9 protein-coding genes are annotated in these 13,523 nt (G+C 46.7%); 4 read left to right on the top strand and 5 right to left on the bottom strand.

Going from position 1 to position 13,523, the window contains the following annotated elements; genetic code table 11:
• Position 1: 1 nt before the first annotated feature.
• Positions 2-1,228 (bottom strand): threonine/serine ThrE exporter family protein, encoded by a 1,227-nt coding sequence (locus tag PATL_RS07340; RefSeq protein WP_041714314.1) that lies wholly within the window; start codon positions 1,226-1,228, stop codon positions 2-4.
• Positions 1,229-1,561: 333 nt separating this feature from the next.
• On the opposite strand from PATL_RS07340, the gene PATL_RS07335 reads away from it, so the two are divergent.
• The 4 genes from PATL_RS07335 to PATL_RS07320 all read left to right on the top strand — a co-directional run bounded on the left by PATL_RS07335 (position 1,562) and on the right by PATL_RS07320 (position 7,634).
• Positions 1,562-2,242 (top strand): SDR family oxidoreductase, encoded by a 681-nt coding sequence (locus PATL_RS07335; protein WP_011574271.1) that lies wholly within the window; start codon positions 1,562-1,564, stop codon positions 2,240-2,242.
• A gap of 172 nt (positions 2,243-2,414) precedes the next feature.
• On the top strand, positions 2,415-3,665 hold the full coding sequence (locus PATL_RS07330) for a Vgb family protein (RefSeq protein WP_011574270.1): 1,251 nt from the start codon (positions 2,415-2,417) through the stop codon (positions 3,663-3,665).
• Positions 3,666-4,111: 446 nt separating this feature from the next.
• On the top strand, positions 4,112-5,623 hold the full coding sequence (locus tag PATL_RS07325) for a hypothetical protein (protein WP_011574269.1): 1,512 nt from the start codon (positions 4,112-4,114) through the stop codon (positions 5,621-5,623).
• Positions 5,624-5,927: 304 nt separating this feature from the next.
• Entirely contained in the window at positions 5,928-7,634 is a 1,707-nt protein-coding gene (locus PATL_RS07320) for a DUF3466 family protein (RefSeq protein WP_041714312.1), read from the top strand.
• Between the two features lie 128 nt (positions 7,635-7,762).
• On the opposite strand, the gene eutC is transcribed toward PATL_RS07320, so the two are convergent.
• The 4 genes from eutC to PATL_RS07300 all read right to left on the bottom strand — a co-directional run bounded on the left by eutC (position 7,763) and on the right by PATL_RS07300 (position 13,208).
• Entirely contained in the window at positions 7,763-8,671 is a 909-nt protein-coding gene (eutC, locus tag PATL_RS07315; protein ID WP_011574267.1) for an ethanolamine ammonia-lyase subunit EutC, read from the bottom strand.
• Complete coding sequence (locus tag PATL_RS07310; protein ID WP_011574266.1) at positions 8,671-10,074, bottom strand: ethanolamine ammonia-lyase subunit EutB; 1,404 nt, start codon at positions 10,072-10,074, stop codon at positions 8,671-8,673. Before PATL_RS07310 ends, eutC begins: the two co-directional genes overlap by 1 nt.
• A gap of 683 nt (positions 10,075-10,757) precedes the next feature.
• Entirely contained in the window at positions 10,758-11,813 is a 1,056-nt protein-coding gene (locus tag PATL_RS07305; protein ID WP_011574265.1) for an NAD(P)-dependent alcohol dehydrogenase, read from the bottom strand.
• 177 nt (positions 11,814-11,990) lie between these two features.
• A complete protein-coding gene (locus PATL_RS07300; protein ID WP_049765861.1) occupies positions 11,991-13,208 on the bottom strand; it encodes an alkene reductase in 1,218 nt (405 codons plus the stop codon).
• Between the last annotated feature and the right edge of the window lie 315 nt (positions 13,209-13,523).

The following is a 13,523-nucleotide window of genomic DNA, read 5'->3' as shown; positions in this document are numbered from 1 at the left end:
TCTACAGCGCCTTTTTTGTGGGCATGACGACGTTAGCGAATATGAGACCTGCAATCAGCGACATAAAAATTAAGAAGGTTTCCTGCCCTATATGCTCTGCTTGCACGAAGTCTTGGCCAGATACAAAGGAATTCAAACCTATGTAGGTTTTCGACCCTGGCACTAAAACAATCAAGCCTTGCATACTCACCAATGACGCTGGTGCGTGGGCAATTCGGGTGAATAAATTAGCGTATATACCAAGAGCAAATGCCCCCACAAAGGTGCTTAAGCCCTGCTCTAAATATGCTGAACTCCACACCGTCGCCCCATACGCAATAAAACCGGAAAGCAAGGTCCACGGAATATGTTTAACCCGTGTTCTGAAGATAACCACTAAGCCCAAGCACAACATTAATATGGCGAACCAGCGTGTCCATTCCGGTAAAGACGTAGCAACTGATGACTCATTTGGCCCAAAGAAACCAAAGCCGATGCTGATCCCCAGAAATGCCCCAAAGTAGAGTTTAAATAGTTGCATCACCGCATCCATGACGCGCGCGGTACCAGAAACTAAATTACGTGATGACAACTCAGCTAGCCCCATGGTTAAGGCTAAGCCCGGCACCAGGATGATCACGGACGAGAGCACCACCAGCGGTATGTTCATCCCGTGATCAAAGTAAAAGCTAATCGCACAAGCAATCAACCCAGCGGTCAAAGATGCCGCTGGCTCTAACATTAGCGTCACTCGGCGAGAAATTTGTGACCATAACACCAGAAAGTAAACCACTAAGCCGATCAATGACGTCCAGAGGATCTCTTGCCAGCTAGCCCCCATCAACATAGCAAATGCGCCCGGTGCAGCACAAAACCCTAGACCGGTTAAGATCTTGCCATAAGGGCTAGGCATCTCATTGATCACGTCAAGTTGGTGATCAGCTTCTTCTAAACCGACTTCACCAGCGAGCAGGCGCGTCGCCAGCTCATCAGTGCGGGATAACGCATTCATATCGTAATCACCAGGCTGTACACGGACAGAGTGGTTGTACTCATCTTCCCGCCTGTCGCTCCAAATCACAAACGTCAACGCCGTGGGCGTGGCAATAAAGGATGCGCGAACCCCCAAATAGGTCGCAAGCTCAGTTAGGTAAGCTTCTAAGCGAAACGCAGGTGTACCGTATTTGTGCAACATAATGCCCAATTTAACGATAAATTTTCGAATTTGAATAAACTCTGCAGTATTCACTTCACGCACCCTTTTTGATACCTAAATCGATTATTTTAAATCGCACATTTTTAACGACTTAACTTAAATTTTCGCGGATTCTAGTGACATTTACAGAGTTACACAACGCACATTTTTTACTCACATTGGATTATAAAAACTAATCCTTTAGAGCGAGAACAGCATCTCTATATTGGTTCCTGGTCGATAGACCAGGGTAGTTCCACTTACACGATTATCTACATCTCATCATTCAGTCACTTCGTCTATCTGGCTTGAATTTGATCAAAACACCATCAGCTCTAGTAGTAACACAAAAAAACATTAAATTTTACATCACTAGGAGAAAGTAACATGGCAAAAGAAAAAGTCGTATTAATTACCGGCGCATCCAGTGGTATCGGCGAGATGACAGCCAAAATATTGGTCCAAAATGGCCACAAAGTAGTGTTGACCGCTAGAAGACAAGAAAAGTTAGATGAATTAGTCGATTACCTCGGCGCTGACCATGCTATTGCAGTCGCCGCAGATGCCACCGATATTCACGAGCTTGAGAAAGTGGTAAAAGAAGGAATCAACAAATTTGGTCGACTGGATGTGGCGTTTGCCAATGCTGGCATGGGTGTGTCTACATCTGGCACAGAGAAAGGCGATCCCGACGAGTGGGATACCATGATCCAAATTAACATCAATGCTTTACTCTACACCGCTAAGCTCACGTTACCTCACCTAAGGGAGTCTGTAGGGCAGTTTATCATTACCAGCTCAGCGGCTGGCAGACGTCCCATTAAAGGTTCGATTTACGGTGCAACTAAATGGTTTGCCTATGGGTTTGGGCAAAATTTAGCAGAAGAAATGGCAGAATGGGGCGGCCGCTGCACAACTATTGCCCCAGGCATGGTTAATACACCATTTTTCGATGAAGAAAAGCCAGACAAACTCGCTCCTGCAGATGTAGCCGATGCCGTGCTATTTGCCGTGGAGGCTGATAAGCGAAATTGCGTTCGCGAGATATTCTTAATGCCAACAAACTAGACTAGGCTAAGCCATAGGCAAATCTATAGCCGCTTCATTGGGGTACGCTCAAGTCGGACTACACGGAATGTGGCGTCGTGGTTACAAGGTGAAGTAATTGCGACACGTTTTGGCTACGCGGCGTTGTGATTTAGTGGCGCCGTGGTTGTGTATTTTTCATTTAGGAGGAATTATGAAGCATCTAGCGAAAGCCATTTTTACCCTAGGATTAACCCCTGTACTGAGCCCAGGGTCTCTGTTTGCACAGTCTTTGCCAGATACATCTGGCAAAGACTTGGTTGAAGCCCATTGCAACGCCTGTCATACCAGCGAGCGTATTGTATCTAGCGCTGGCTACAACCAAACGGGTTGGCAACATTTGATTGCCACCATGGTCAATTTAGACGGCAATCCCAAGCGTGAAAAAATCACTGCCTATTTAGCCGAACACTTTCCTCCAACGTCACATCGCAACCCGCAACTAGTGGAGGGCGATACCTCTGTTACATTTGAAGAATGGGTGGTACCCACATTGGGCCAGCGTTCCCGAGACCCGATTGAAGCGCCAGATGGTTCGATTTGGTGGGCTGGCCAGTGGGGGAACCTCATTGGGAGCATAAATCCACAAACCGGTGAGATGCGTGAATACCCCTTGCCGGCTAACGCCATGCCACACACCGTCACCCACGACAGGAGAGGTAACATTTGGTACACAGGCAACAAGAACGGTACATTGGGTATGCTCAACCCGCAAACAGGTGAGATCACCGAATATAAAATGCCCGACTCGCACGCGAAAGACCCCCACTCAGCTATATTTGATGACAACGGCACACTGTGGTTTACCTTGCAGCACAGCAACATGATTGGCCGCTTGATACCCAGCACGGGGGAAATCAAATTAGTCACCATGCCCACCCAAGACGCTCGCCCTTACGGCATTAAAATTGATAGCAAGGGTACACCTTGGGTGGCGTGCAATGGTAGTAATTGCTTAGTCAAAGTAGACCCTTCAACCATGGCAATCAGTGAGTACCCACTGCCAAATGAAAACACCACCGTCAGACGCCTTGACATCGCAGATGATGGCATGATCTGGTACGTTAATTCAAGGCGTGGTCGCTTAGGTCGACTCAACCCTAACAATGGCGAAGTCAAAGAATGGCCATCCCCCAGCGGGCCAAACTCACACCCCTACGCTATCGCAGTCATTGGTGATGCCATTTGGTACAACGAATCAGGTAAACGCCCTGATGCCTTAGTTCGTTTTGACCGCAAAGCACAGACCTTTCAAAGTTGGCCCATTCCCACTGGAGAGGGAGACGCGCACATCTACGCCGGTATCGTGCGCCACATGCGCCCAACCCGTGACGGTAATCTGCTCATCCACCAAAGCGCGACTAATCGAATTATTCTGGTGAAGGCTGAGACCAAAAAGGACTAATTCCGTTATTTAGCGGTTCGTTCGAGCCGCTTATTCTTACCACATCTGAACCTGATCTATTCATACCTAGCCGCATCAATACGAGCCCCTCAGAATGCGTCCAGCGGCTTTTGAGTAAGGTGTCGCTGGGTAGTAATGCTTGTTCCCTTTCAAATAATGAGAATGCAGAGCAAAAGCCGCCGGGCATTTCTTTGAGCTCAGCTGTAACCAATGAGTAGCCGGTGCAAGCCAACCGGTTAAATCCAACTATTTCGCTCAAATTTTCCGCAGACTTTTGTCTTCATTTGTATAGAAGTGTCAGTGATTGCCAAGAAAGGTAAAGGTTATGTAAAGAGCCTCATAGCCAATGAACTTAACGTTTTATCCTTACGTCACAATGGCAATTAAACAAAGCCTTAGGTGAAATATGACCGCTTCTCACCTAAGAAAATAAACCTGGAGATACAATGAAGTTAAGCAAAACGACGTCGTCGATAATTCGCTCCCCTGCACTATATTTGGGAGTTGCGTTATTGTCTCTTACTGGCTGTGGTTCAAGTGACGATGACAACACTGGATACATCCGCTTTTACAACGCCTCATACAACGCTCCAGCAGTGTATCTCACCGTTGATGAAGATTTAGATGAAGATGACGACGACGAAATTGAAATTACCTATGGTGCAGTGACGTTCGGCAATGTAACTTCGAACAACGCCCTGGACAATGACACTTATTGGGTTGAGCTTGGTTGGCAAGACGAAGAAAGCAGCGATCGCAGCGATCTTGAAGTGATTTATCAAGAGCAGCATAAAATTCAAAACGAAGTGATTACTTTTGTTGCCCTTACTGACGATATTCGTTCGCCTAACGTACTCACATTTGATATCCCTGTGGTAGATGACGATGATGATGACGACGATGATTTGTTTAACGTGCGTTTTCTAAACCTAAACACTGATTATTCAACTGTGGATGTTTACATCTCTCAAGACAACGAAACGTTTAATGAAGCAGAGTTCGTATCAACCGTTGAACTCAACAGCCTTACTGACAATATTAAGATTGAACAAGACCAGTATATTTTCTACATCACTGAGCCAGGTGGCAGCGAGCCAATCTTTACCTCTGAAGATATTTCATATTCTGTTGTCAGCCAATATGTTGTGGTGTTACGTGACAACGTGGGTGTAGGCAGCTCACCCTTTACCATCGACAGTATCGGTGTAAACAGTGTTACTGAGCTAAACGATGTTGACGCTGAAGCCTCATTTGGTTTTTACAACGGCATCGCCACCAACCAATACATTCCTGATTACACAGGTGTAGTCGACTTAAATGTTGATTTAGATGACGAAAGCGAATTGATGGTCGATGATCTAGGCTACGGCCAATTCAGTGAAACGACGACGACCTCGAACGGTGACTATTCATTCGACATTCTAAATGCAGATAATGACGAATTGTTCATCCATGATGCCTTACTGAGCTTGCAAGAAAACGCTGACAATATTGTATTCTTATACTCAAAAACGGACGCGGTTGATGATGACGAAGACGATATTATCGATGAAAACGAAGACGGTATCGTTGATAACTACGAGTCCATCATCAAGTCTTTAACCATCACCAAGAGCAGCAGTTCAAGTATTTATAGCCATGGAATCAAAGTGGTCAACTTAAGTGATTCAGACGACTTCAGCCGTGTGAAATTCTACTTTGTTGAGAACGACGAAGTGATTTCTACCGCTGATAATACCCTGTCTGTTTTACAAGAAAGCAATAGCTCTATCACGCTTATCAATAACACTTACGATGTGTTCGCCATCGCTACTATCGAAGGCAGCGATATCATCATGGACAGCTTCCAACTGACATTAGACGAAGACAGTGTTGAGCAGTTCTTGATTTTTGCCCCAGATGACAGCGCATCAACCGGGTTCAGCATGACATTAGTGGATCAAAACCAAGTTAACTAATTGGTTTACCGCGTTCGCGCCATAGTAAAGGATTGCCTTGCTATGGCGCTGATTCACATATCAAGTGACGACCCAAGACTCACATTAGCCGACATCTGCATCATACGCTTTGAAAGCTTTTTGCTTTATCGCTGTTAGGCCCTTTATTGCCTAAAAATCAGTAAAGCATTGCACAAGCTAGATAAACAACCGCGCTAACAGAGTCGGACATTTCGTTTTGAGCAGAGCGCTTTTATAAAGGCGAGTAGTAAGCCGCAATAATCAAGCGATCACACGAGCAATGAAACAAGCGATGAAAAAAACAATGAAACAAACACGAATAGCAGCCTTTTTATCCAGCGCCTTTCTGTCTAGCGCCTTTTTGTCAGTTCCTGCTGCGTTCGGTGCTCAGTATCAAGTAGTTGAGCTACCCGTTGCAGAATTAGGCGTGGACTCATACCCAACTGCCATCAACAGCATCGGTGAGATCGCCGTTAACCTAGCGTCGCAGTTTAATCCCGTGATTGATGTTTCTTTGCTGGACTTTGATTCAGCGACGCTCATTGCCGGGTTAACCAACTTAGAAAACGCCCGATCAGGCGACTTCAATACTGCTGACTACGAATTTTTATATGCCTATATTACCGCCAATGCTGAAAGCCAGTTTTTCCAGCAAATCGCCAGTTTAAATAGCTATGTCGCCTCAGAAGACACCAGTATTTTGTTGCATGGTTTTGACACTATTGACAGCGACACCGACGAGTACCGTAACAGTGCCACCACAACAGTGCGTGGTATCAACGACTTTGGCTATACCGTTGGGAAAAGTTTCGACGGTTTTTACACACTGGAATATGTGACAGAAGACATTGAAGACGTCACTTATGTGTTAAATGATTTTTACTACCGTGGATTTGCGCAAATAGAAGATGACGTAATCGAGCTTACGCCGCCTGAAAGCACTTTGGGTGGGTACAGCGAAGCCTACGATATAAACGAACTAAACCAAGTGGTGGGCATAGGGAGCACTGAATTGGTGTCGACCACATTGCAAGACAGTATTGATGCGTGTGCCGATGAAGATGAGCGAGGTGATATCCCTGAAGCGTCGTGTTTGCGCAGTTTAAGTATCAGCACCAATGCCAGTCTCGGAAGCGTTTTTCAGCAACGAGGAGTGATTTGGCAATTAGACGATGGCGGTGTCGAAGATACCTACACCCTGCCCATGTTAATTGAGCCGGACGACGATGACACGACGGTTTACAGCAGCACGGCTGTCGCCATCAACGACTTTGGTATTGCCGTGGGTACGTCACCGGCGTTCTATCAAAATACTGACACCTTAACCTCAGCGGCGGTGATTTACGATAACGACAAAGCCTACACGATCAGCGAAGATAGCGACGAAGAGTACGATGTTTTTGCCAGCTACGCGGTTGACATCAATAACAATGATTTGGTGGTAGGTTACGCCACCAAAAGCGTACTGGGCTCAACGCCCAACAAGTTTTTCGTGTATGACTACGACTCAGGTATCATTGAATACCCAGATGATTTCTTCGACAGTGCCTCTACGGTTCCCACCGCAATCAATGATGACAACCTAGTCGTTGGTTTCACCGAGTTTGAAGAAACCAGTTCAGGCATTCGCCGGGTAGAAGGCTTTGTTTATGATTATCGTAACGATATCTTCTCAAGCCTAAACGACTTAATTGAATGCAACAGCCCTTACACCATTGCTCAAGCAAATGGCATTAACGAAAATGGCGAAATCATCGCAACGGCAACTGTGTCTAGCGTTAACAAAGACATCACAGGTGAAATTGAATTAGATGAGTACGATGCCCAATCTTCAAGCACCCACGTTGTCGCCATTAAGCTAGTGCCCATTCCAGGTGGTTCGATTGATAACTGTGACGTATACGAAGAAGAGTATGAGCGTGAAGGCGCCAGTGCTTTCTGGTTGTTGTTTGTCGGATTGTTTGGTTTAGCACGCTTTGTTCCTTCGCGAACGAACCTTGGTAACCGCTAGAACACGCGTAGACACAAGTTAACAAGCATCACTAAAGCATGATGTTCATGATAAAACCTAAACGAGCAGTTGTATTTTATTGAGTCGATACAACAGCTCGGTTTTAATCAAATCACCCTAGCTTTACGCTAACTCGGCTTAGTCAAAAAGCTGCGCTTAGGCACAGCGTTGGTTTTTAGCGCGTTGAGGGCTGGGCTATCAGAGCGATCCTTCAAAGCGACACCAGACAGATTTAAGCGCCGCGCTTCTTTGAGTAAATATAATGCTCGATGCGCGGCGTCATCATAACCCAAGCCTGCGGGTCGAATATTCGAAATACAATTTCGCCGCGCATCGGTCAAGCCTATTTCTGGTGCCCATGTGAAATACAAACCTAAGCTGTCGGGCGAGCTTAACCCCGGGCGCTCCCCAATTAGCATCAATACCGCTTTGGCGTTCAGGTACTCTCCTACTTCGTCCCCAACAGCCACTCGCCCCTGCTCTACCACCGTCAGCGGGGCAAGACGCCACGATTCCGACTCATGCTTTAGCAAAGTGATTAACTGCCTGAGCAAGGGTTGAACATTGTATTGCACCGCGATGGATGAAAGCCCATCCGCCACCACAATGGCCAAGTCATAGTCTGGCTGAGTAGTTCCTGCTTGTTGCGTCATGAATTTCAACAATAGATTGCGCGACACATCATTTAGTTTTCGGCCCAAGTCTGGGCGCTGCAAAAATGTCGTTCTATCAAACGCTTGGCTATGCAGCATCATAGGTGGGCAAGGCAACACTGACGAAAACTCGGTCAGTTTGTGTTGTAGCTCCTCGGTGTCTAACCGCAATTTTACTGCATCTCGGGCCTTGGCATGCGACAACTGGAATCCCAGCATTTCTGAGGTAGGTAAGCTTATCCCTGCTCTGCCTAGCCCGATCCGCGCATTTGTGTAACGACGTAACGTGCGCCATGGGTTATTAACGACTTCGCTGCTTGTCATGCTTGCATGACTATTCACCATATTGCTCACGTGACTGGACTCATCATTGTACTTTTTCATTATGAACGTCCCCTTAGTGCCTTTAACGAACGGGCAAAAACGTCTGGCACATGATCTGATAGTATGTACTGCCCATCATTTTTCATGATATTCATTTTCTCTAACCACATCTCAAACTCCGGTGCTGGTCGCGCGCCTATCACCCGACGCAAATACAAAGCATCGTGAAATGAGGTCGTTTGATAATTCAGCATAATGTCGTCTGAGCCCGGGATCCCCATAATAAATGAACAGCCTGCTACCCCGAGTAATGTCAGCAGGTTGTCCATGTCGTTTTGGTCGGCCTCGGCGTGATTGGTGTAACACACATCACAGCCCATCGGCAGACCAAGCAATTTGCCGCAAAAATGATCTTCGAGCCCAGCTCGGGTGATCTGTTTGCCATCGTATAAATATTCCGGGCCGATAAAACCCACCACCGTATTAACCAGCAAAGGATTAAACTTACGAGCCACAGCATAGGCTCTGGCTTCACATGTTTGTTGGTCTAACCCGTGGTGCCCATTGGCGGATAACGCACTCCCCTGACCCGTCTCAAAATACATCACGTTAGTGCCTGCAGTGCCTCTGCCTAGGCTCAGCGCTGCCGCATGCGCTTCTGCTAATGTCGATAAATCGAATCCAAAACTACTGTTAGTGGCTTGAGTGCCTCCAATAGACTGGAAAACCAGATCCACGGGCGCGTCTGCTTCTATGCACTCTATAGTGTTGGTCACGTGGGTAAGCACACAACTTTGTGTTGGAATTTGATATTGCTGAATGACGTCATCCATTAGATGCAGCAAATGTGTGGCCTGGGTAACATTATCAGTCGCTGGGTTAATCCCTATGACCGCATCACCATTTCCGTACAGCAATCCATCTAGCATACTGGCCGCGATCCCGTTTATGTCGTCTGTGGGATGATTTGGCTGTAATCGCGTTGAGAGCCGATTAGGTAGGCCAATCGTGCTGCGAAACGCTGTGGTAACTTGACACTTTTTGGCCACCAAAATCAGGTCTTGATTGCGCATTATTTTGCACACCGCCGCGGCCATTTCAGGGGTGATGCCGGCGCAAACACTGGCCAGCACTTCACTCGTGGCGAAATCGCTGAGCAGCCAGTTGCGAAAATCACCTATGGTTAAATGCGCTAGCGGTGCAAACGCCTCTTTATTGTGGTTATCCACTATTAACCGAGTGACTTCGTCGCTTTCGTATGGCACCAAAGCTTCATTTAAAAAGTCAGTCAGCGCAACGTCGGCTAAGGTAAATTGTGCAGCCACACGCTCTTGCTCAGTCTCAGCTGCCACCCCAGCAAGTATGTCTCCCGAGCGCAGCGGAGTGGCTTTGGCCATTAGCTGGGCCAAACTCGTGAATTGATATGTAGTACCGCCGACTGTGTGTCGATAACCTTGACTCATTCAACTATCCATAATGAAGTTGGTCAGTGTCAGCCGCATATTCACGTCATTATCCTTAAGATGAAGAGAAGACTTCAATTTAAGATCTACATGCATGAACGACTGACAGCCAGATTAGGGTGTTGCGCACGTTATGTTCTGTTCCTTTATTATTGTTTAAAAATGCAAATTTGCTCAGGGCGTGTTGAGCTTTTCTGTGCATTCTCACAGCGGTCAGTGCGCTGTTTGGGCAAGGTGAATGATTAAAGGTCTAGTGGTCTAAATCAAAACCATTCAACGCGCCCTATCAAAAAGCAAACCTGCCATGACGAGTTTCATTTTTCGCTTGCCTATATCAGAAGTTGCCAGAAACATGCCGCTGGACTAACTTTTTAGCTATTAATCTCAAGTGTTGTTTAATATATATTGATATCAATAACTTACATGTAAATGGTAAAATAAACTCTCAACACCGTCCATTGTCGCCATGCCGCGCCCAACAAAGTGAGCACCATTTTAGTTGCAATGCACCTTTTCAAAGCATCAATTAATGTTGGGTAAGCGCTGCCGGGGCCTTATTGGACGTATTTAGCTACAAGGCCTCTATAAAAAAGCTGTAAATGAAAAACCCAAGCACAGTGCTTGGGTTTCTAGGTAATGTTCGACTTATAGTCGCATTATTGAATTTTCATTATCAAGCCGTCTTATAAACTCTGCATATCAATGACGAAGCGATAACGCACGTCGTTACTTTTCATTCGTTCAAACGCGTCATTAATATCCTGCATATCAATTTTTTCGATTTCGGAGACCACATTATGCTCACCGCAAAAATCGAGCATTTCTTGGGTCTCTTTGATGCCACCAATAAGAGAACCAGCCAGCGCTTTACGACCACCAATCATAAATGCACCGTTAACTGCATCGAGTGGCTCAATGGCACCGACAAAACACATGGTGCTGTTGTATTTAAGCAAAGATAGATACGGGTTCACGTCATGCCCCACCGGAATGGTGTTAAGCAAGAAATCAAATTTACCTCGCCATTTTTTCATGGCGTCTTTGTCTTTAGTGACTAACACATCATCCGCGCCAAGCTTTTTGGCGTCATCGGCTTTATCTTTAGAAGTGGTTACCATTACCACATGGGCGCCCATGGCAGAAGCGAACTTAATGCCCATATGGCCCAAGCCACCCAAACCAATCACACCCACTGTCATGCCTTCTTTCACACCATGTTGATGCAACGGTGAGTAAGTGGTGATCCCCGCACACAGTAGTGGCGCGGCAGCGGCTTTATCTAAGTTCTCGGGCACTTTTAGTACGAATTTATCGTTAACCACAACTCGCTTAGAATAACCGCCCTGCGTGATGTCTTCTTCATCATCAGCAGCGTCTTTTAACTTACTGTTATAGGTCATGGTCGCGCCGTTCAAGCAGTGCTGCTCAAGGTGTTCCTCGCAAGCTGCACAAGTTTGACATGAGTCCACCATGCAACCCACACCCACGGTATCGCCTACTTTGAAGTTGCTTACTTTGCTGCCCACAGCGCTGACTTCACCGATGATTTCGTGGCCAGGCACTAGAGGGTAATTGGAGTTGCCCCAGTCGTTTTTAACCGCGTGCAAATCACTGTGGCACACCCCACAGAACTGAATATCAATTTGTACATCATGCTCGCCAGGCGCTCGGCGTTTAATGTCATGGGGTGCCATTTGGCCGTCTTCTGATTTTGCTGCATATGCTGAAATAGTCGTCATAATTTCTCTCTTGGTTATCGCGAAAAATATTGTGAGTAACCGTTAATTCAATACCCGCTTTCTCGCAGTTGTTAAACCGAGGCGCTAACTACTTTTGCACAAGTAGGCGCCACGTTAAGTGTTAGGTGCAAGCTTTGCGTTGCTTGCCTTACATTAAAACGATGTGAAGGTGAGACCTTACATAGCTGATTTAACGTGACTCAATGAAGGATAATCTACGTAGCCTTCACTGCCACCGCCGTAGAATGTCTCGTCATTTGGCTCGTTGTAAGGGCCATCTTTAGCGATGCGAGCGGGTAAATCTGGGTTAGCTAAAAATGAGCGCCCGAATGCCACTGCATCAGCGTCGTTGTTTTCAATCCACGTATCAGCCTCTTGTGGACTAAATTCACCGTTCGCGATAAACACCCCGCTAAAGGCTGCGCGCATATCTTTAAGCAGTTGGTTACCTTGCTCGATGCCTGAGCCATCGCCTGTGTGGTTATTCGGGCGAACCACATGTAGATAAACGGCACCTTTGCCAGATACTGCCTTAGCCGCGGCAACGTAAGTACCTTCTGGGTCGTCGTCATAACTGCCACCTGGTCCGCCGGTGGGCGATAAGCGCACGCCAATATTATTGCGCGGTATTTCCTGTGCGATAACGTCAATGACTTCTTCGAGTAAACGCAATCGATTTTCGACACTGCCACCATATTGATCGTCTCGTTTGTTCACCGATGAGCGAATGAATTGATCAAGTAAATAGCCGTTGGCAGCATGTAATTCGATACCATCGAACCCAGCTTCCTTGGCGCATTTCGCTGCGTGACGGTAGTCACGTTTAAGGTTGTCAATATCCTCAAGCGTCATCGCTTGCGCTGTAGGGTGCGGCACCGTTGGGCCATCAGGCAATAGATCCCCCACAAAGGCTTCGCCTTCAGGTTGAAATTCGCTTGATGAAAATGGCCGCGCATCATGTGGCTGGAACACTTGATGAGAAATTGCCCCAACATGCCATAGTTGACAGAAAATACGCCCCCCCGCGTTGTGCACTGCATCTGTGACCACTTGCCAGTGCTGAACTTGCTCGTCAGTGAAAATGCCCGGCGTCCACGCATAACCTTGGCCCTGAGGGCTGATTTGGGTGGCTTCAGAGATAACCAGGCCCGCAGAGGCCCGTTGTGCGTAATACAAGGCATGCAAAGGCGTTTGTAAATTTTCCCCTGGGGTTGAGCGCGAGCGTGTTAGCGGGGCCATGAACACACGATTGTTAAACTGTATGTTGCCCATATTGATTGGCGCAGATAAAGAAGGAAAGGCGCTTTTTTCGTTGCTTTTTTCACTGCTTTTCTCGCTGCTTAGCCCGTTATTTGTTTTGGGCTGAGATGACGTTGAATTATGAATATTTGGCAATGGTATTGTCCTCTTGCTGAGTTACGGCTGCGGCTGCACCTGACACCTTGTGCTTTGGTTGTCGCTTTAAAAGTGCATACCTGTTCGTAACGTTAAAATGATGTGACGTAGGCTAAGCAAGGGGTATTCCAATCGCTGGAAATTATATACGTTCGCGTGCTCATGCTAGAAGCGCTCTATTGTGTAGACATGTTTGGCTGTAACGGAATGATATTTTTAGAAGGTAAAAACCGGGGGAGTTAAGCGCTAACACAGTAATAATTGCAAAGTGAGTGGCAGTATTACTTGGTCGGTTGCGCAGTGACGAAGTGCTTT

This window comes from Paraglaciecola sp. T6c (genome assembly GCF_000014225.1).
Lineage (GTDB): Bacteria > Pseudomonadota > Gammaproteobacteria > Enterobacterales > Alteromonadaceae > Paraglaciecola > Paraglaciecola atlantica_A.
This window is presented reverse-complemented; position numbering and strand designations above follow the sequence as displayed.

Bases quoted from the DNA above. Each gene is read 5' to 3' on its own strand.
- PATL_RS07310 (WP_011574266.1), bottom strand. From the start codon at position 10,074: ATGAGTCAAGGTTATCGACACACAGTCGGCGGTACTACATATCAATTC.
- PATL_RS07325 (WP_011574269.1), top strand. From the start codon at position 4,112: ATGAAGTTAAGCAAAACGACGTCGTCGATAATTCGCTCCCCTGCACTA.
- eutC (WP_011574267.1), bottom strand. From the start codon at position 8,671: ATGAAAAAGTACAATGATGAGTCCAGTCACGTGAGCAATATGGTGAAT.
- PATL_RS07335 (WP_011574271.1), top strand. From the start codon at position 1,562: ATGGCAAAAGAAAAAGTCGTATTAATTACCGGCGCATCCAGTGGTATC.
- PATL_RS07320 (WP_041714312.1), top strand. From the start codon at position 5,928: ATGAAACAAACACGAATAGCAGCCTTTTTATCCAGCGCCTTTCTGTCT.
- PATL_RS07330 (WP_011574270.1), top strand. From the start codon at position 2,415: ATGAAGCATCTAGCGAAAGCCATTTTTACCCTAGGATTAACCCCTGTA.
- PATL_RS07305 (WP_011574265.1), bottom strand. From the start codon at position 11,813: ATGACGACTATTTCAGCATATGCAGCAAAATCAGAAGACGGCCAAATG.